At 63.2% G+C, this 20,292-nt stretch carries 16 protein-coding genes; 12 read left to right on the forward strand and 4 right to left on the reverse strand.

The window, feature by feature from the left end:
- Nucleotides 1-69 precede the first annotated feature (69 nt).
- From HF257_RS13175 to HF257_RS13190, 4 genes are all read right to left on the reverse strand, one after another.
- Nucleotides 70-936: a sulfurtransferase gene (locus HF257_RS13175; RefSeq protein WP_233081699.1), complete on the reverse strand. Its 867-nt coding sequence runs from the start codon at nucleotides 934-936 to the stop codon at nucleotides 70-72.
- Between the two features lie 2 nt (nucleotides 937-938).
- Nucleotides 939-2,042 carry a phosphotransferase enzyme family protein gene (locus tag HF257_RS13180; protein ID WP_185710961.1) on the reverse strand — a complete coding sequence of 368 codons (1,104 nt, stop codon included), beginning with the start codon at nucleotides 2,040-2,042 and terminating at the stop codon, nucleotides 939-941.
- Nucleotides 2,039-2,959, reverse strand: a complete 921-nt coding sequence (locus tag HF257_RS13185; protein ID WP_185710962.1) for an ABC transporter substrate-binding protein — start codon at nucleotides 2,957-2,959, stop codon at nucleotides 2,039-2,041. The genes HF257_RS13180 and HF257_RS13185 overlap by 4 nt, the downstream gene beginning before the upstream one ends.
- Before the next feature lie 711 nt (nucleotides 2,960-3,670).
- Entirely contained in the window at nucleotides 3,671-4,567 is an 897-nt protein-coding gene (locus HF257_RS13190; RefSeq protein ID WP_106803252.1) for a LysR family transcriptional regulator, read from the reverse strand.
- Between the two features lie 348 nt (nucleotides 4,568-4,915).
- On the opposite strand from HF257_RS13190, the gene HF257_RS13195 reads away from it, so the two are divergent.
- From HF257_RS13195 to HF257_RS13250, 12 genes are all read left to right on the forward strand, one after another.
- Complete coding sequence (locus tag HF257_RS13195; RefSeq protein WP_185710963.1) at nucleotides 4,916-7,309, forward strand: TonB-dependent receptor plug domain-containing protein; 2,394 nt, start codon at nucleotides 4,916-4,918, stop codon at nucleotides 7,307-7,309.
- A 5-nt stretch (nucleotides 7,310-7,314) separates the two neighbouring features.
- Nucleotides 7,315-8,901, forward strand: coding sequence for an ABC transporter substrate-binding protein/permease (locus tag HF257_RS13200; protein WP_185712087.1), 1,587 nt, complete (start codon nucleotides 7,315-7,317; stop codon nucleotides 8,899-8,901).
- Nucleotides 8,898-9,578 (forward strand): amino acid ABC transporter permease, encoded by a 681-nt coding sequence (locus HF257_RS13205; protein WP_185710965.1) that lies wholly within the window; start codon nucleotides 8,898-8,900, stop codon nucleotides 9,576-9,578. Before HF257_RS13200 ends, HF257_RS13205 begins: the two co-directional genes overlap by 4 nt.
- 3 nt (nucleotides 9,579-9,581) lie before the next feature.
- Entirely contained in the window at nucleotides 9,582-10,328 is a 747-nt protein-coding gene (locus HF257_RS13210; protein ID WP_185710966.1) for an amino acid ABC transporter ATP-binding protein, read from the forward strand.
- Nucleotides 10,325-11,569 carry an FAD-dependent oxidoreductase gene (locus HF257_RS13215; protein WP_185712088.1) on the forward strand — a complete coding sequence of 415 codons (1,245 nt, stop codon included), beginning with the start codon at nucleotides 10,325-10,327 and terminating at the stop codon, nucleotides 11,567-11,569. Before HF257_RS13210 ends, HF257_RS13215 begins: the two co-directional genes overlap by 4 nt.
- On the forward strand, nucleotides 11,566-12,279 hold the full coding sequence (locus HF257_RS13220) for an SDR family NAD(P)-dependent oxidoreductase (RefSeq protein WP_185710412.1): 714 nt from the start codon (nucleotides 11,566-11,568) through the stop codon (nucleotides 12,277-12,279). Before HF257_RS13215 ends, HF257_RS13220 begins: the two co-directional genes overlap by 4 nt.
- A gap of 2 nt (nucleotides 12,280-12,281) precedes the next feature.
- On the forward strand, nucleotides 12,282-13,646 hold the full coding sequence (locus tag HF257_RS13225; RefSeq protein ID WP_185710413.1) for an MmgE/PrpD family protein: 1,365 nt from the start codon (nucleotides 12,282-12,284) through the stop codon (nucleotides 13,644-13,646).
- Nucleotides 13,643-14,854 carry a dipeptidase gene (locus tag HF257_RS13230; RefSeq protein WP_185710414.1) on the forward strand — a complete coding sequence of 404 codons (1,212 nt, stop codon included), beginning with the start codon at nucleotides 13,643-13,645 and terminating at the stop codon, nucleotides 14,852-14,854. The genes HF257_RS13225 and HF257_RS13230 overlap by 4 nt, the downstream gene beginning before the upstream one ends.
- A 41-nt stretch (nucleotides 14,855-14,895) precedes the next feature.
- Nucleotides 14,896-15,627: a response regulator transcription factor gene (locus tag HF257_RS13235; RefSeq protein ID WP_185710415.1), complete on the forward strand. Its 732-nt coding sequence runs from the start codon at nucleotides 14,896-14,898 to the stop codon at nucleotides 15,625-15,627.
- Nucleotides 15,627-16,970, forward strand: a complete 1,344-nt coding sequence (locus HF257_RS13240) for a HAMP domain-containing sensor histidine kinase (protein WP_185710416.1) — start codon at nucleotides 15,627-15,629, stop codon at nucleotides 16,968-16,970. Before HF257_RS13235 ends, HF257_RS13240 begins: the two co-directional genes overlap by 1 nt.
- Before the next feature lie 97 nt (nucleotides 16,971-17,067).
- Nucleotides 17,068-19,290: a TonB-dependent siderophore receptor gene (locus HF257_RS13245; protein ID WP_185710417.1), complete on the forward strand. Its 2,223-nt coding sequence runs from the start codon at nucleotides 17,068-17,070 to the stop codon at nucleotides 19,288-19,290.
- Nucleotides 19,290-20,156 carry an alpha/beta hydrolase gene (locus HF257_RS13250; RefSeq protein ID WP_185710418.1) on the forward strand — a complete coding sequence of 289 codons (867 nt, stop codon included), beginning with the start codon at nucleotides 19,290-19,292 and terminating at the stop codon, nucleotides 20,154-20,156. The genes HF257_RS13245 and HF257_RS13250 overlap by 1 nt, the downstream gene beginning before the upstream one ends.
- Nucleotides 20,157-20,292 lie beyond the last annotated feature (136 nt).

Consider the following 20,292-nt stretch of genomic DNA (forward strand, 5'->3'; position numbering starts at 1 on the left):
GGGCCCAGCGCTGCGCAACGGACGGGTTGCCAGTTCGTGATAAAAAAGCCGGGTTCGCCAGAAGTGGCGTCAGGCCGGAGCTGCTCCGGTAGTCATTGGTAAGCGTGTGTCGGCGGCCCATTCCTGTAGGGAGCCGTCGTAGATTGCGATGTCCTGGCGACCCAGAAGGGTCAAGGCCAACGCGTTGGCAGCGGCGGAGATACCGCCGCCGCAATACAGAATCAGAGGGCCTTCGCTGTGCAGCAGCGTGGGGCCGATCGCCAGGGCCAGGGCATCCTTGGGCAGGTAGCGGCCGTGGGCGTCGAACAACTGGCGGGCCGGCAGGTTTTGGCTGCCGGGGATGTGCCCGCGTCGGGCGTAGCGGGTGGGCGCGGTGCCTTCGAACAGCGCCGCGCCAAGGGCACAGATCAGCAGGCCGGGTGCGCGGCCGTCGACGATTGCCTCGACGCCACTGCGGTCAATCCACAGCCCTGCACGCGGGTTGATTGGCCAGGGTTGCACAGGCGTGGCCGGTTCGGCGCGGCCTTTGTGTTCCGGCAAACCGGCGGCGCGCCAGGCGTTGAACCCGCCATCGAGTACCTGGGCGTCGACGCCTGCGCCGCGCAGCATCCACCACAGGCGAGCGGCCCAGAAACCATCGGCGCGGTCGTAGATAACCAGGGTTTTCCCTTGGCCGGCGCCGAGCTTGGCCAAACTGTTTACCAGCGCTTCAGGCGTTGGCAGGGCGAAGCTGAAACGGGCGTGGGTGTCGGCCAGGTCAGTCAATAAATCTGCGTGTCGAGCGCCTGGAATATGCGCCTGCAACCAGCCGTCTTCACCACTTTGGACGCGGTAATCACCATCGAACGCCGGCGACGGCAACACCACCGTGGCATCCAGTATCACCAACGTGGGATCAGCCCGATGCGCGCGCAGCCACTGAGTATCGACCAGCATGCTCATACGCTTTTACGCCGGATATGGCCAAGCAAACGTTGCCCTTCGGCACCGGCGAACCAGCGCAGATGGCCAAGCAGGTAGGCGTAATAGGCAATATCGGCGCTGGTGGTGGAGCCCACCACGTCCTGGTAATACGCCACCTCGGACAGGGCGAAATCCACGTGTACCAGCGGCAACAGGGCGCTGAGGGTGAGCAGGTCGCGGGTGCTCAACGGGCGTACTTGGTGATACCCGGCGAGCAGGGCATCCACGCTGTCGAGATCGGCGCGCGCTACGCCACCCGTATCAAGGTCCAGCCAGGGCACGGCGTTGCGTTCGATGGCAGTGGCCAGGTCGAACAGGGCGAAAGTGCGGTCGGCCAGGCCAAAATCCAGCACGCTGGAAACGCTGCCGTCGGCGTTCCACAGCAGGTTGGAGGCGTGCCAGTCGTTGTGGGTCCACAGCGGTGGTTGTTCACGCAGCAGTGGATGCAGTTCTGCGTGCCACGGCAACAGTAACTCGCCGAGTTGAGTGCGCCACTCCTTGTCGGCGAGGTAGGGGCTGCTGATGCCGTCCAACGGGTTTGATTGTTTAATCAGCCGCGCGTTGGCCAGCAGCACCTGGGTCTGGCGTTGAGGGGAGTCGTAGTGTTCGGCGGCCTGGTGCAAACGGGCCAACGCCTGGCCTGCGGCGAGGGCGTGCCGGGTGTTTTGAAACGGCGACCACGACAACGCATCGCGGTACAGGTCCAGGCCCTCGGCGACGTGGTGCACTTCATACGTCCACTCACCTTGCCCCGTCGCCGTGGCGCCATGCCGGTTCGGCACCACTGCCGCCACTGGTGCGCCCTGGCGATGCAGGTGGGCGATCAGGCGATGCTCTTCTTCCAGCCACGTGGCTTGGCGCACCTGTTGGTGATGGCGTTTGACGAACAGCGTGCCAGCGCCGGTGGTGATCAGCCCAGCGGCGGAAAACGGCCGTGGGCTGTGCCAATGCAGGCTGTGCAAGGGGCCCAGTTGGGGGTAGTCAACCAGCAACTGCTCGATGTCGGCTTCATGCAGGGCCGGCCAGTCGGCGGCGACCGGTTCCAACCCCAGGCCGTGGGAGGTGCGTTGGGGGTTCATGCGCTTACCTCAGGCAGGTAGGCATTGCTGGTTGCGCCTTGCCAGACCTGCGGGTCGTCGAGTACGGCATGCGCATGCAGCCACTCGGCGTAGGTTTGCAGCAACGCCTGGCGTTGCTCGCCCCAGCGGCCTCTGTGCAACCACGTCGGGGCGATTTTATGCAGCGAGGCGCTCAACAGTTCGGCAGGGAAATACGGTGTGGTGTGTTCGTAGGCGGTGAGTGCGATTGACGGATCTTGCGCCACGGCCAAGTAGCCTTTTGCGGTGGCCGCGAGGAAATCACGCACCAGGTCGGGCTTGTCGGCCAGGGTGCGCTCATGGGCGCCGAGCAGGTAGCTGTGGTAGGCCGGTGCGCCGATGTCATCCACCGGCAACACGACGCGACGCTCGGCGTCGATGGGGCTGTGCATCAGCGCTTCCCAGGCCCAGTAGCCGCCGAAGCTGGCGTCGGCAATACCCTCGGCAAGTTGCTCGGGCCGCAGTTCGCGCACGCCGCTGTCGACCAGGATCACGCCGTCCGGATCACCGCCATCGCGGCTGACCAGATGACGCACCATGGCCAGGCCGCGTGGCGTCGGGTTGAGCGCGAGGCGTTTGCCCACCAGGTCGCGGGGGCGGCGGATGCCGGAGTCGGTGAGGGTCTGGATCGACTCAAGGCCCGCGTGGTTGATGGCGGCAATGCCTTGCAGCGCCTGGCCCAGGCCACGGCGTACGAGAAGGCGGTTGCTGGGGAAGATGCCGAAGTCTGCGGCGCCGGTCAGCAGGTGTTGCAGGGTGTCGCCGTGGTAGGGGTCGTGGACGACCAGTTCTACATCCAGGCCGAGTTCTTCGTACCAGCCGCGTTCGCGTGCCAGGTACAGACCGGCCGAGTTTGGCCAGGGGTGGAAGTACTCCAGCATTACCTTTACCGACACCATCGTTTGCTACTCCAGCGCAACGTTCTTTGATGGGGGCGATTTATAAGGGAGTGATCTGGTATATACCAATATCGGTTGGTGCTATGGATATAACTGGGTGGGGGGTTGGGTGGTGTGCATATCCGTTGGTTAGGTAACGGCCACTTATGGTTCCGCCCTTACGGCGGGTCACTTTTGGAAAGGCCCAAAAGTAACCAAAAGGCCACGCCCCCAACACTCGGCACCTCGCTTAGGCTCGGTGTGCCCGAACGAAGGCTTTGGAGCGTGGGCCGCCGCGATGGGCCATCCTTGGCCCAGCGCGGCTAACCCGGCGTCCTGCCAGCTCCCACAGAAAAGCAGATTTCACAGGGTAAGGAAGCCAGACGCGGTCAAAAATGTGGGAGCGGGCTTGCTCGCGAATGCGGTGGATCAGCCAATTAATTTGCTGACTGACACACTGCATTCGCGAGCAAGCCCGCTCCCACATTTGGATCTCCATTTGTCAGGTAGACAGTGGTCTGCTCTGGCTTTTGATCTTGATCTTAGGCGCCCCGTTAAACCACGCTGGCCGGAGTGAGGGAACACCGAGCCTAAGCGAGGTGCCGAGTGGTGGGGCGAAGGCCTTTTGGTTACTTTGGGCTGGGCCGGCATTCCGGCTCTTTTCCAAAGTGACTCGCCGTAAGGGCGAAACCAATATCCGCCACCAACCAAACAACGGATATGTACACCACATCACTGATAACTATCAGACACCCCCCGCAAATGCCCCATCACCATGTCCCGAAACAACAACGCCTGCGGCGACAACGGCTTAAAACTGTTATGAATCACCGAAATATTCACCGCCGCCGCACTCTCAAATCGCCGGATCACCAACGGCAGCAAATTCCCCGAAACCGCCAGCGCATCGACCACCGCAATCTCCCCACTGGCCAAGCTGAACAGGCTGGCAATCAACCCCGAACGCACCTGCAACCCAATATTCAATTGCGCCAATACGTCGCCATACACCTTCTCTTCATTGATCCCATACAACTCCTGCAACGGCACCGAAATCAGCCGGTGGCCAATCAAGTCTGTCGGGCTGATGGACGCAAGCGAAGCCAGCGGATGCGAAGGCGCCATGATGCACACCAACGGGCAGCTATAGCGCGCATGCACCGTGATGCTCGGGTGGTCGACTTCAAACGTGGTGATGCCGATGTCGACGATCTTCTCCGCCACCACATCAGTCAGTGCGCCGGGCAGCGGCAGGATCACTTTCACGCTCAGGTCCGGCCGCTCCTTGACCGTCTGTGCCAGGCTCTGCGGCACCACCGACATGCCCAGGCTCGGGGAGGCCGCGATGTACAGGTTGCCCTTGGACGGGTTGGCCAGTTCGCTGGACAGCTCACGCACCCGTTCCACGTTGCGCCACAGCCGCTCGACTTCCTCGTACAGCTCCCGCGCTTCGCTGGTGGGCACCAGCCGGCCCTTGACCAGTTCGAACAACTTGGGGCCGCCACGTTGTTGGGTGTGGCTGAGCATTTTGCTTACGGCGGACTGGGAGATATGCAACAACTCGGCGGCGCCCGCGATGCTGCCGGTGAGCATGATGGAACGGAAGACTTCCATCTGGCGAAGATTCATAAGTTAGAACACTCGGGTATTGCCTGTTAATAAAACCGAGCACTTATAGCCTGATCTTTTATCGCGCTCAATCAATAAACCGGCTTCAACTAGACCGTGTTCTTTTAACCATATAACCGCAGTGCCACATGAGTAAAAGTTAGTGTTGTCCGCTGTTTTTTCCATAGGTATGGCTGCACAGGGCAGGTAAATTGGGCCCCGTGTGACATACCAGGCAAGCAATCAACACACCACCGAATTGCCCCCTGGCCACTCTTTTATCAACTTTTGAATAGACAAATGTTCGACAGCCACTGCCCCTGCGCTTATGTCAGGGCGCGGTGACGGCTGTTGGCTGGGGAATAAGGAATGATCAAGGGCAGGTTCAAACAGTGCAGGCTGTCGCTCGCAGTGGTGGCAGTCGTGGCAGGCATGCAGGCACAAGCGGCAGAAGACAACGACACCACCCCACAGTTGAATGCGGTCGTGGTGACCGGCACCCGCTCGGAAAACCGCACGGTGCTGGAGTCGATGCAGCCGATCCAGGTGGTGTCCAGCAAGACCCTGCAAAGCACCGGCAGCAACGAGTTGTCCGAAGCCTTGTCGCGGTTGATCCCGTCCTTGAATTTCCCGCGTCCGGCCAGTTCCGGGTTTACCGGGATCATTCGCCCAGTGCAGATGCGTGGCCTGTCGCCGGACCAGGTATTGGTACTGGTCAATGGCAAGCGCCGCCATACCAGCGCTTTTCTCAACACCAACGTGACCCAGGGCCGCGGCTCGGCGCCGGTGGATTTGGGCGCGATCCCGCTGTCGGCCATCGACCATATCGAAGTGCTCGGCGACGGTGCTTCGGCCCGTTACGGCTCGGATGCGATTGCCGGGGTGATCAACGTCATCCTCAAGAAAGACGATGAAGGCGGGCAGGTCACTACCAGCTACGGGCAGTACTCTAAGGGCGACGGCATCCAGCGCCACGTGGACGCCGACACCGGCTTCAAGCTCGGCGAACGCGGCAGTGCGCACTTGAGTTTCGATGGCAACAACAACGACTTCACCAACCGCGCCGGCCCGGACAATCGCAACCCTGGCGCGCCGGGTTATGGCAGCACCACGTATCGCCTGGGCGACCCGGACATCACCAACGGCAAGGTCATGCTCAACGCCGAATACGCCTTGAGCGACGACCTCACCGCCTACGGGTTTGCCGGCTACAACAAGTCCACCGGCGACACCTGGGATGCGTTCCGCAACGGTCGTGCTTCCACCTACGACCGCGCGGCGCACCCTGAAGGGTACCTGCCGCGCCTGCACGCCGAGACCCAGGACCAATCGCTGGTACTCGGCCTGCGTGGGCTGTTGGCCGATTGGAAATGGGACGCCAGCGTCGACTACGGCCGCAATCAAATCGACCTGAGCAGCCGCGACACCCTCAACCGCTACCTGTACCGCGACACCGGCAATGCCCAGCAGAATTTCAACGATGGCAGCCTCACCAGCAGCCTCGCCGTGTACCAATTGGATTTCAGCAACGAGCTGAACGTGCCGGTGCTGAACAACCCGTTGTCGGTGGCCTTTGGTGTGGAGTACCAACACCAGACCTACCAGGAGAGCAGCGGCGAAGCCAACTCCTACTATGGCACCGGCGCCGAAGGCTTCTCGGGCCTCAAGCCGGGTGACAGCGGTAGCTATCGCCGTGATGTGGTGGCGCAGTACCTCGACCTGGAAACCAACCTCACCGATAAATGGCGCGCCTCGGTCGCCGTGCGTCATGACGACTACAATGACTTCGGCGGCGCCACCACGGGCTCGTTCTCCAGCCGTTATGACTTCAACCCGGTGGTCGCCGTGCGCGGCAGTGTGTCCACCGGCTACCGTGCGCCGTCGTTGGCGCAGCAGCATTATTCGGCGACCACCAGCGCCCTCAACACGTCGATCAACGCCTATCAGGATCAGTTGACCGCTTCGGTGGATTCGCCGATTGCACGCTTGCTCGGTGCGGAGGATTTGAAGGCTGAGAAGTCGCGCAATATCAGCCTGGGTTTGGTGCTGCAACCGACTGACGATTTCAGTGCCACGTTGGACGTGTACCAGATCAACATCAACGACCGGGTCACCCTGTCGAGCAACCTCAACGTACAGACCGCTGCCGGCCAGGCGTACCTGGCGGCCAACGGCATTCCCACGGACCTGTACCAGTCGGTGCGCTACTTCACCAACGCGGTGGACACCCAGACCCGTGGCGTTGATATCACCGGCCAGCATCGCTATCGCTTCGACAACGGTGGCCGCCTGAACAGCACCGTCGGCTACAGCTACGCCAAGACCCGCGTCACCGACATCAAGGACAACCCCACCGCCCTGGCACAGAGCGGCCTGAACCTGGACCGTATCGACCGTCGCGACCGTTACGGTGTACTCACCGACAGCACGCCACGCAGCAAACTGTCGTTCTCCACCGACTACAGCAAGGACAACTGGGGCCTGCACGCCAACCTGGTGCGCTACGGCAGCTTCCTTGCCGTGAGCAATACCGGCCCGGCGTACGACCAGCGTTTCGACGCCAAGTGGGTGCTCGACCTGTCCACCAGCTACCGCTACACCGACTGGCTGTTCACCGTGGGCGGCGACAACGTCACCGACGCCTACCCGGACAAACGCAACAGCCTGAACAACCCTGGCCATCAGAACGTCAACTACATCTCCTACTCACCGTTTGGCATGAACGGCGCGTTCTACTACCTCAAGGCGACGTATTCGTGGTGATGAGGTTGCTCAAGACCTGGGTGGCCGCCGGCATGCTGGCGGCCTCCCTGGGCGCGGTGGCGGATGACGGACCGGTGTTGCAACGCATCGCTGAGCGCGGTGTGGTCAGCGCCTGCACCAACGTGGAGAACCGGCCGTTCGCGTACCTCACGCCGTCGGGCAAAGCGGTGGGCTTCAATGCTGACCTGCTGGAAAACCTGCGCCAATCCCTAAGCTCGCGCTTGGGCCGTGAGATCAGCGCACAGACCATTCCCACCAGCGGCGCCAACCGTGTGCCGTTTGTGCAGCAGGGCAAATGCGATGTGATCATCACCGGTTTTAGCGTGACCGAAGAGCGTCAGCGCCTGGTGGATTTCATCTTCCCGGGCTTCTATGCCTCCGGCGCGGTGCTACTGACCCGTGACGATCAGGTGGTCGAAAGCTGGGAAAGCCTGCGCGGTCAAACCCTGTGCAGCAGCCAGGGCTCGACCTACAACCAGAGCGTGGCCGAGCGTTACGGCGTGAACATTCTCGCCTTTGCCGGCCTCACTGAAAGCGCCCAGGCCTTGCGTGATCGACGCTGCATCGGCCAGGTGATGGACGAGGCGGTGGCGCGCCTGCGCTTGCAGGACAGCCAGCAATGGCAGGGCTATCGCATTCAGTTGCCGGTGATTCTCGAAGCGCCGTGGAGCCTGGCGGTGGCCAAGGGCGATCCGCAGTGGCGTACGTTGCTGGAGCAACTGGCGTTGCATTGGCGTCAGAGTGGTTTCCTGTATGAGTTGGAAAGCCGCTATGGCTTGCCGCACAAACATCCGCTGGACCCGAACGAAGTCGAGAGTGCGGTGCAGGACAAACAGAGCCTGCCGTACTTCCTGCAACGCCTCACTGACGGCTTCGAACGTCTGAATACCCGCACCGGCTGGAATTTTCCGGTGTTCTACGATGGCTGGACCGCCCGCCAATTTGCCTCCGGCATCGTCACCACCTTGCAACTGTCGGCCATTGGCATCCTCGGTTCATGCCTGATCGGCCTGTTCGGTGCGTTGGCCATGGGGGCGTCAAAGTCGTTGCGCTGGCTGGTACGCGGTTACGTGGAACTGCTGCGCAACACGCCGAGCCTGGCCCAGTTGTACTTCATCTATTTCGGTGTCGGCGCGTTGTTACGCGGTGGCCTGGAGGGCGGTGCGGCGCCGTGGTACGCCAACCCGTTCGGCCTGGCCGCGTTGTGCATCACCCTGCATTACGGCGCATTTGCGGTGGAAATCGTGCGCGCCGGGTTGCTCGCCGTACCCACCAGCACCCGCGATGCGGCGCTCGCGCTGGGCTATGGGCGTGCGGCCAGGCTGTGGCACATCCAACTGCCGCTGGCCCTGCGCGCGTGTTTGCCGGCGCTGGGTAACAACATGGTGCAGTTGATCAAGGGCAGTTCCATTGCCTACGCGGTGGCGGTGCCCGAGGTGCTGTACAGCGCCCAGGAAATCTGGAGCGAACGCTACAACGTGGTGGAAATGATGCTGTTGGTGCTGGTCACTTATTTCTCGGCCATGGCCGTGCTCGCCTGGGCGCTGCATTGCCTGGAACGGCGCCTGCACATCCCTGGAGGTGGCGCATGAACGAGGTGGTTTCAGCCTTGTTGCCGTGGCTGCCCATGCTGCTCAAGGGCTTTGCGCTGAACCTGTGGATCGGTGCGCTGGCGATGCTGCTCGCCTGCATGGCCGGGGTGTGCCTGGGCGCGTTGCAACGCGCCAAGTCGCGCGGGTTGCGGTTGGGCGCAAAGCTTGTGACCCAACTGCTGCGCAACTCGCCGTGGCTGGTGGTGATGTTTTTTGTGATGCACCTGCTGCCTTACGAATGGCACGTGGCGGGCGTGGTGATCAGCCTGCCGGCTTGGCTCAAGGCGGTGCTGGCGCTGTCGTTGCCGGCCGCGGGGAATGCCTCGGAGATCGTGCGCGGCGCCTTGCAGTCGATCCCGCGTACCCAATGGGAAGCCGCTACTGCCTTGGGCTACAGCGCGGTGGGCCAGTTGCGCCATGTGATCCTGCCCCAGGCTTTGCGCCTGATGGTGCCGCCCGCGTTGGGCTTGTATTGCGTGGTGACCATGTCCAGCGCACTCGCCAGTTTGCTGGGGGTGGGCGAATTGCTCAGCGCCAGCCGCGAAATCCTCGCGGCCACTGCTCGCACTGATTTGCTGCTGCCGGTCTACGGCCTGGTGCTGGCGTTGTTCTTTGCCTACATCTTTCCGCTTTCTCTGCTGGCCCGTTCCTTGGAACGGCGCCTGGCCTACAGGTAACCCATGAAACGTATCCTGGAAAACCCCTTTATCGACCTGCATGGGGTGAGCAAGGCCTACGGCGACACGCCGGTGCTCAAAGGCATCGACCTGGCCGTGGGGCGTGGCGAAGTGGTGTGCATCATCGGCCCTTCGGGGTCGGGCAAGTCCACGGTGCTGCGTTGCATCAACGCGTTGGCCGAGATTGACGGCGGCCAGATTCGCCTCGACGGCGCGCCGATCGGCAGCCCGCAATTGCCGTTGCAGCAACTGCGCCAGCGCGTCGGCATTGTGTTCCAGAGCTACAACCTGTTTCCCCATCGCACGGTGTTGCAGAACGTCAGCATGGCGCCGATCCAGGTGCTCGGGCGCGACCGCCACACCGTGGAAGAAGAGGCGAGGGCGCTGCTGCAACAGGTGCGCCTGGGCGACAAGGAGCAGGCGTATCCGGGTGAACTGTCCGGCGGCCAGCAGCAGCGCGTGGCGATTGCCCGCGGCCTGTGTATGCAGCCCCAGGTGATGTTGTTCGATGAAGTCACCGCCGCCCTCGACCCGGAAACGGTCAAGGAAGTGCTGGGGGTGATCCGTTCGATTGCTGCCGAAGGCATGACCTGCGTGTTGGTCACCCACGAGATGCGCTTTGCCCGCGAAGTGGCCGACTACGTGTACTTCATCGACAGGGGCGAGGTGGTGGAACACGCCACGGCCCAGGCGTTTTTTGACAGCCCACGGGATGCGCGCACCCGTGACTTTCTCGACAAAGTCCTATGAAGCGGTTTTATGACGTGGCGGTGGTGGGCGGCGGCGCAGCGGGAATTGCCGCCGCGCTGGCGGCGGCCGAGTGCGGGCGCAGTGTGGTGCTGATCGAGGACTACGGCTTTTTCGGCGGTACCGCGACCATCTCCGGCGTGCAGTCGTATTGCGGCTTTCTCACCAGCGGCCCGCACCCGGAGCGGGTGGTGGCCGGCATGGGCCTGCGCGTGCTGGAGGCCTTGCAGGCGTTCGGGCATCCGGTGGAGCCGGTGCTGCAAAGCTCGGGCAACTGGATCATTTTGCTCGACCCCGAGCGTCTGAAAGTGGTGCTGGATCGGCTGGTCTTGAACGCCGGCATCACGCCCTTGCTGCATTGCCGGGTAATCGCCACCGAAGGCCAGAACGGGCATATCGACGCGTTGCTGTGCAGCCACCCGGAAGGTCACTTGCGCCTTGAAGTGGGCAGCGTGGTGGACGCCACCGGCAACGCCAATGTGGCTGCGATGATTGCGCCCCACAGTATTCGCCCACGCTTGCAGGCGGCGACGCTGACGGTGCGCATCGGCAATGTCGCGCCTGGCCATGCGCCGGACCGCGAGGCACTGCACGCCGCTGTCATCGACTACCAGCGCCGCACCCAACGCCACCTGGCGCGCAGTAACGGCGGCTATTTTGTGCCGTTGCCGTGGTCTGGCAGCTACTGGGCGATGATGATCGATGTGGACCTGGTCAACACCGACGCCCACTACCTGACCCGCGCCGAGATCGAAGCGCGCAGCATTGCCCACGACTACCTGGAATCGCTGCGCCGCACGGTGCCCGGCTTTGAACAGGCGATCCTGGAAACCAGCGGGCCGCAACTGGGTATTCGCTCCACGCGCTGTGTGACCTCGCAACAGGATGTGCTGGCCGACGACGCCCTGAGCGCTCGCCAACGTGCCAACGGCATCGCCCGTTCCGGCTGGCCCTGCGAACTGCACCCCGGCTGTGGCGTCACCGAATACCGCGCCATCCCGCACCACGGCTGGTTCCACGTGCCGTTCGGCGCGCTGATCCCCGAGGGCAGCGACAACCTGTGGCTGGCCGGCAGCTCGATTGGCGCGGACGATATCGCCTTCGGCTCGGTGCGGGTGATGGGCACCAGTTTTGCCACCGGGCATGCGGCGGGCGTGTCTGCCGCGCTGTCCAGTCGCTTGTCCCAGCGCACCGGGTTTGATGCGGTGAAACGGGTTTTACTCGAACAAGGAGCATTGCTATGACGGCACCTCGACGTGTGCTGGTAACCGGTGCCGGCAGTGGCATTGGCCAGGCGGTTGCGCAGGTATTCCTGGAGCAAGGCGCCGAGGTGATCGGCTGGGACCTGGTGGCCGACCCGGCGGCGGGCTTTGCGATGACCGCCGTGGACGTGCGCGATGCCGATGCCCTCAAGCGTGCGGCCCAAGGCCTTGAGCGCCTGGACGTGCTGGTGACCTGCGCCGGTATCGCCCGTCGCGCTTCGGCCATCGATATGCGCGCCGAAGACTGGCAGGCCGTGCTGCAAACCAACCTCAGCGGCGCGTTCTACAGCTGCCAGGCGGCGTTTCCCGCATTGGCCGCTTCTGGCGCCGGGCTGATCGTGAATATCGCCTCGTTTATCGCCCACCGCTCCGGGCCTGGCCGCGCCAGTTACGCCGCCGCCAAGGCCGGTGTGGTGGCAATGACCGAGGTGCTGGCGCTGGATTTTGCCGCCGCACAGGTTCGGGCGATTTCCGTCAGCCCCGGCTACACCCGCACCCGCATGGTGGGGGCCGCCATCGAGGCCGGACGGCTAGACGAACAGCATCTTCTGGCAAGCATTCCCCTGGGCCGGCTCGCCGACCCACGGGAAATGGCACACGCCATCGTGGCCCTGACAGGACCGGCATTTCATTACGCCAACGGCACGGACTTCGTGATCGACGGCGGCATCATGGCGCAAGGGGTTCAATAACCGTGGTAACGACGATAGACCGGCAGTGGGTCGCACGACATCTGCTATTGCTTGAAGCGCCTATCCCCGAAGCAGTCTCCAGCGCCCTCGGGCGTTTGCTCGCCGACACCGTGGCAATCGCCGCGTATGCCCGTCGCCATCAGGTGGGCGGCACGCAAATGGACAGCACCCTGGCGCAGCCCGCCAGCCCCGGCTGTTCGGTGTGGGGCGCCAGCTTGCGCACCGACCCGGCTCGTGCCGCACTGCTCAACGGCACCGCCGCCGAAGCCCTGGACTTTCAGGAAGTGTTGATCAACCCGCGTAACAATGGCCACGCCGCCGTGGTGATCATCCCCGCGATCCTGGCATTGGCTGAGCACCATGGCGTGGTGGGTGAGCGCTTGCTGCGGGCGTTGTGGATAGCCTTTGCAGCGAATATTTCCCTGGCCGAAGCCCTCGGGCGTGGCCATCGCAGTGCGCAGGCGGGGTTTCGCACCACCTCGTTGATTGCACCGGTGGCGGCGGCGTTGGGGTGTTCGGCGTTGCTCGATGATGACCTGGACCGTGTCTGCCACGGCACGGCGATTGCCGCCAGTTCGTTGAGTGCCGGGTTGCTGTCGGCGTTGTCGCCCAAGGTCGGCAGTTACAGCCAGGACAAGGATCTGGCGGTGGGTTTCTCGGCCCAGCATGCGGTGCAATCGGTGTTGCTGGCGCAGGCCGGTGCGACCGGGCCAACCGCATTCTTGACCGGTGAACATGGCTGGCTGGCGAGCTTCGGGTTTGATACGGCACAGGTGGATTTCCTCTCGAGCAACCCGCTGACGAAGAGCCTCGACAGCTTTGCGATCAAACCGTACCCCGCGTGTTTTGGCTGCCAGACCGCTATCCGCCTGGCGTTGGAGCTGCGCCAGCAGGTGCCGGCGGGGCAGGTGGTAAGTATTGTGGTGCAGGTCAATGACGGCAGTGCGCGGTCGCTGTCCACACGGGTGATCGAGAATGACCTGGCCGCGCGCTTCAGCCTGCCGTATGTGGTGGCCAGCGCTTTTGTGCGTGGCCGCGCGGCGTTGGAGGACTTTGAGGGCGAGGCACTGGTGGATGAGTCGGTGTTGGCGTTCATGTCGCGCGTGCATATCCAGGCGAGCGCCGAGATGGACCAGCAACAGGCGCGCAGCGGTGGTTTTCCGGCGGCCCTCAGGGTGCACGCGTTGACCGGCGAAGTGGTCGAGCTTGCGTATGACGGGCCGTATGCAGCACTGGACCGTGGCGGCCGCGACGGCTTGTTGCAGGGCAAATTGCAGGCGCTGTGCGACGCGCCGTTGCTGGCGCGTTTGCAGGCGGTGCTGGATGCGCCGTCGCGCGCCGAGCGACTGTTCGGAGTTGGCGCGTGAAGCGGCTGGCGCTGTTACTGAGCCTGGCAATCACCGGCGCACACGCCGACTCCCGAGCGCTGCATGAACGCTTGCTGGTGCTCGACAGCCATATGGACACGCCTCGGCAATTGTCTCGTCCTAGCTGGAGCATCTTGCAGCGCCATGGCCCGGAAGATTTGTCCCAGGTCGACCTGCCGCGCATGCGCGAAGGCGGTCTCGACGGAGGCTTCTGGGCGGTCTACACGCCCCAGGGCAACCTTGATGAAGCCGGGATGGCGCGGGCCAGCGACCAGGGGTTGGCAACCCTGGCGCGCATACGCGACATGCTGGCGCGTAACCCGGACGATTTCGCCCTGGCACTGACACCGGAAGACGCGCCGCGCATTGCCGCCGAGGGCAAGCGCGTGGTGTATATCAGCATGGAAAACGCCGAGCCCTTGGCGTCTGACCCACGCCTGCTGAACACTTATCAGCGCCAAGGCTTGCGCATGCTCGGCCTGGTGCACAGTGCCAATAACCATGTGGCGGATTCGGCGACGGCGATTCCCCAGTGGCATGGCTTGAGCCCGGTGGGGCGCGAGCTGGTGCAGCGCGCCAATTGCCTGGGCGTGCTGCTGGATGCGTCCCATGCGTCCGACCAAGTGTTTGACCAACTGCTCGCCCAATCCCGTGCGCCGATCATCGTCTCCCATTCCAGTAGCCGGGCGATCAACCCGCACCCGCGCAACCTGGATGACGCACGCATGCGCCGCCTGGCCGAGAGCGGCGGGGTGATTCAGGTCAACACCTACGGCGGCTACCTGATTCCCCAGCCGCCCAATCCGCAGCGGGAAAAGGCACTCAAACCGCTGTTCGAACGTTTGCGCCTGATGCCTGCGCTGCAACCGGCGGCGTTTGCCGAGTTGTCGGCGCAGATCCGTGAGGTGCAGCAGCGTTACCCAAGCCCCCAGGCGACGTTCGCCGACTTTATGCGGCACCTGCTGCATGCGCTGGAGCAAGTCGGGCCGTTGCACGTGGGCATCGGCGCGGACTGGGACGGCGGTGGTGGGGTGCAGGGGCTGGAGGACGTCAGCCAGTTGCCGAAAATCACCGAGGCGTTGTTGCAGGCGGGGTATAGCGAGGCGGATATCGGCCATATCTGGAGCGGCAACCTGCTGCGCGTGCTGGGCGCGGCGCAGGCGCGCGGGCGGCAATTGCAGGCTGAGGGGCAGTGCGGCGAAGAGTGAAGATTGCGAAATGTTTCGTCGAATGCGAAACTGATGTAATTGTGAATACTTATCATCTAGCCGCATCCTTATCGCCCAGCCCGCGCATTCTCATCATTGAGGATGACGTGGAACTGTGCACGCACCTGAGCAATCACTTGAGCCGGCGTGGGTTCAGCCTCAATAGCAGCCATCGCGGTGACCAAGGTCTGGACATGGCGCTGCATTCGCCGGTGGAGCTGATCCTGCTGGACATCATGCTGCCCAACGAAAGTGGGCTGACCATCCTCTCGCGGCTGCGTCATGAGCGTGGTACGCCGGTGATATTGATGTCGGCCCTGGGCGCCGAGCAGGACCGCATCACCGGGTTCAGCCAGGGCGCTGATGACTACTTGCCCAAGCCGTTCAGCCTGGCGGAACTCGATGTGCGCATCGACGCCTTGCTGCGCCGTGTGGCGATAGATTGCGGCACGCGCACGCCGCCGTTGGCTGCGCGTGCTTCGGCATTGGCATTCGACAGCCAGGCGCGGGACGTGCGTTTCAACGGCGTCCCTGCCGGGCTCACCTCCTCGGAATTCCGCCTGCTGTGCACGCTCCATGAGCACGCCGGAGAAGCGTTGACCAAGGCGTTCCTTTATCAGCACGTGTTGCACCGGCCCTATACCCGGCTGGACCGTGGCCTGGATGTGCACGTGTGCAACCTGCGGCGCAAACTCGCGGCCATCGACGTACAGGGCATCCGCATCGACGCGGTGCGGCATCAGGGTTACGTGCTGATGGGCGACGGCGCCTGATGCAGCGTCGACACCCGCTGCTGTGGAAGATGGCGGTGCTGCAAGTGTGCTTCTGCCTGCTGCTGGTGTGGCTGGTATGGGGCTGGGGCTTGCAGGTGGAGCGCAACACCTACTTTTTGGAGCAGCCCGACCGCATCGCGTTGGCCGCCTATGCCGCTGAGGCCGAACAGGTCGTGGCCAGCGGCGATGCGCAAGCCGTGGAGCGCTGGCGATTGGCGCTGGAGCAGCGTGAACACACCTGGGTCGCGGTGCTCGATGACTACTTGCAGAGCCTGGGCACCACACCATTGGATGCCGAACAGGTCAGCCATCTGACGTTCATGCGCAAGCTCAGTTGGCCGATGAGCAAGCGCCTGGATGACGCGTTGCCGTATGTCAGCATTGCGTTTCCCGAGCATCCGGAGCGTGGGCGGCTGGTGATGCAATTGCCCGAGCGTCTGTTGCCGCCAGGCCTTACGCCCTGGACCCATGTGTTTACCCACGGCGTGGTGCCGGTGTTATTGGCGCTGGGCTTGGGCTTGGTGCTGTACCGGCATTTGGTGCAGCCGTTGAATGAATTGCGTCAGCGCGCCAACGCATTGAGTGCCGGCGACCTGGCGCCGCTGGCCACTAGCAGCGTGACCCGCCGCCCGGATGAATTGGGCGAACTGGCCCGTGCGTACGAGCACATGGCCGAGCGCTTGCGTCAGAACCTGCACCAACAGCGGCAGTTGCTGCGCACCCTGTCCCATGAAATCCGCACGCCCCTGGCCCGCCTGACCATCGCCAGCGAAAGCGGCCTGCCGCCCGAGCAGTTGCAGCAACGCCTGGCGCGGGAAGTGGAAGAAATGCGCCGGCTGGTGGACGACGCCCTCAACCTGGCGTGGCTCGACACCGAAAAACCGCGCCTGCAAGCCGAAGATGTGGTGGTGGCCTCGGTGTGGGAAGCGCTGGTGCAGGACGCGCATTTCGAAACCGGCTGGCCGTTGGACGCGTTGGTGTGCGAACTGGACAGCCGCTGCCGACTGCACGTGCACCTCAACAGCTTTGCCCAGGCCTTGGAAAATATCCTGCGCAACGCTATCCGCCATTCGCCTGAACAGGGTGTGGTCCGCCTTAGCGGCTGGCGCGAAGGGGACAGTTGGTGGCTGGTGATCGAAGACCAGGGCCCCGGCGTTGCAGCCGGTGATCTTGAACGCATCTTCGAAGCTTACTTGCGCCTGGACGGCACGGTGGGCACTGGGTTTGGCCTGGGCTTGAGCATTGCGCGGCGCGCCATCGAGCTGCAGGGGGGCGAGCTGTGGGCCACCCAGGGCCGCCAGGGATTGCGGATGAACCTGCGCCTGCCGGCGGCAAATGTTTAGAAAGTTAAGTTTCTTTACTCGCAATTGCATCTGATTATCATCTGCGATCTTTGATGGCCCGCCGCTATCGGTCGGGTTGACGTTTGGAGATCGCCCCATGTTCCGCTTGTCCTTGCTTGCCGTGAGTATTTGCAGTGTGTTGCCCATCGTCGGTTTCGCCGCCGACGCCGAAGCACCCGCGCAGATGGAGCTGCCGACCCAGACCGTATTGGGCACCGCTGAGGAAGAGATCAAGCAGATGCCCGGCGTGTCGATCATCACCGCTGACGACATCAAGAAGCGCCCGCCGGCCAACGACCTGTCGGAGATCATCCGCACCATGCCAGGGGTGAACCTCACCGGTAACTCCAGCAGCGGCCAGCGCGGCAACAACCGCCAGATCGACATCCGTGGCATGGGCCCGGAAAACACCTTGATCCTGGTGGACGGCAAGCCGGTCAGCAGCCGCAACTCGGTGCGCTACGGCTGGCGCGGCGAGCGTGACAGCCGCGGCGACACCAACTGGGTGCCGGCCGATCAAGTGGAGCGCATCGAAGTCATCCGTGGCCCGGCGGCAGCCCGTTACGGCAACGGCGCGGCGGGCGGTGTGGTGAACATCATCACCAAGCAGCCCGGCACCGAGACCCACGGCTCGGCGACGATTTACCACAACTTCGCCCAGCACAAAGAGGAAGGCGAAACCGAGCGCATGAACTTCGGCCTCAACGGCCCGATCACTGACACCCTCAGCTACCGCGTATACGGCAACATCGCCAAGACAGATGCCGACGATGCCGACATCAACAGCGGCCATGAATCGACCCGCTACGGCAACCAGATCGGCACGCTGCCGGCGGGGCGCGAAGGCGTGCGCAACAAGGACGTCAACGGTTTGCTCAGCTGGAAAATGACCCCTGAGCAAACCCTCGACCTGGAGGCCGGTTTCAGCCGCCAGGGCAACATCTACACCGGCGATACCCAGAACACCAACACCAACGCCAGCGTAAAAAGCATGCTCGGCCATGAGACCAATATCCTGTACCGCGAACATTACGCCGTGACCCACCGTGGCGAATGGGATTTCGGCAGCAGCCTGGCCTACCTGCAATACGAAAAAACCCGCAACAGCCGCATCAACGAAGGGCTGGCGGGCGGAACCGAAGGCATCTTCGCCAACACGGACTTCTATACCACCACGCTGCGCGACCTGACCGCCCATGGTGAGGTCAGCTTGCCGCTGCATGCCGGTGTCGACCAGGTGCTGACCCTGGGCACCGAGTGGGTTGAATCCAAACTCGACGACCCCAGCGCCAACACGCAAACCACCACTGCCGGCGGCAGCGTCGCCGGGCTGACCAGCACCAATCGCAGCAGCACCTCGTCGGCGCGGATCTTCTCGGTGTTCGCCGAAGACAACGTCGAACTGCGCCCCGGCACCCGCCTGACCCCGGGCCTGCGCCTGGACCACCACGACATTGTCGGCGACAACTGGAGCCCCTCGCTCAACCTGTCCCAGGTACTCACCGACACCCTGACCTTGAAGGCCGGTATCGCCCGTTCGTACAAGGCGCCGAACCTCTACCAGCTCAACCCCAATTACCTGTTGTATAGCAACGGCCAGGGTTGCTACGGGTCGACCAAGAGTTGCTACCTGCAAGGCAACGCCGACCTTGAAGCCGAGACCAGCGTCAACAAGGAGCTGGGCATCGAGTACCGCAACAACGGTGTGGTCGCGGGCCTGACGTACTTTCGCAACGACTACAAGAACAAGATCGAGTCCGGCCTGACGCCGGTCGGTACCGCCACCGGTGGCACCGGCTCCACCGCCAACGCCAACGTCTTCCAGTGGGAAAACGTACCCAAGGCACTTGTCGAGGGGCTGGAAGGTAACTTGACCTTGCCGTTGGGCGAGCAAGTGACCTGGACCAACAACTTCACCTACATGCTGCAATCGAAAAACAAGCAGACCGGTGATGTGCTTTCGGTGACGCCCAAGTACACCCTCAACTCCATGCTGGATTGGCAGGCCACCCAGGACCTGTCCCTGCAAGCGAACGTGGCCTGGTACGGCAAGCAGACCCCGAAAAAATACGACTACCACGGCTACCGCGTGACAGGCTCCAGCAACAACCAGCTGTCGCCGTATGCCATCGCGGGTGTCAGCGGGACTTACGCCATCAGCAAGAACCTCAGCCTCACCGCTGGCGTGGATAACGTGTTCGACAAACGCCTGTGGCGCGAAGGCAACGCCCAGGGTGTGACCAACATCGACGGTGCGGGCGCTGCCACCTACAACCAGTCTGGCCGGACCTTGTTCACCAGCCTGACGGCGTCGTTCTGATGCGCCGGGCGATGGTTCTCGCGCTGCTGTTTACCCAGTGTGCGCTGGCCAAACCGGCACCGGACCAGTTGATGGACGCCCCGGTGTTGCGCGAGGCCAGCGACTACCGCTTCAGCACCCTGGAACTGGACTCTGCAGACGGCGCGCGGCACTACCGCATCTGGCTGGGCCGTCCGCTCAAGGTCAGCGCGGCCAACCCGGTGGCCTACTTGTTGGACGGCAATGCGGCCATGGCGGCGCTCGACACCGAGCTGCTCAACCGCCTGTCCCACAGCCCCACGCCACCGGTGTTGGTGGCGGTGGGTTACGCCACGCCGCTGCGCATCGAACGTCATGCACGCACCTTCGACTACACGCCGCAAGTGGGCGAGGGCGCGCAACGCGACCCGTTGACCGATGTGCCCAGTGGTGGGGCGGAGCAGTTCCTCGATTTGCTGACCCAGCAAATCCGCCCGCTGATAAACCAGCGCCTGGAGGAAAAACCCAAGCGGCAACTGTTGTGGGGGCATTCCTATGGTGGGTTGCTGGTGCTCTATACGCTGATGACCCGGTCGGATGCGTTTGATGAATACGCGGCGGCGAGTCCGTCGTTGTGGTGGAACGGTGGGGTGATTCATGCCGAAGGATTGGCGCAGCGCCTTGGCGGAAAACATCGTACGTTGTTGATGATGCGCGGCGATGAGGAACCGGCGGGCCCTTCGATGCAGGTCGGGCCAAAAGGCGACGGCGCGGCGAAAAAACTGCTGGCAGATTTACAGCAAGTGCAAGGCTTGAAAGTGCGCTACCAGACATTCCCCGGCCTGAGCCACGGCCCAATGTTGCCAGCCTCTTTGCGCTACACCCTGGAACACCTCAGCCAGCCCTGACACAAATCAAAATGTGGGAGCGGGCTTGCTCGCGAAGGCGGTGTATCAGCCAATGATACTGTTGACTGACACACTGTATTCGCGAGCAAGCCCGCTCCCACATTTGATCTTCACTATCCTGCAGACCGCCTCAGTG

It is taken from the genome of Pseudomonas cremoris (genome assembly GCF_014230465.1).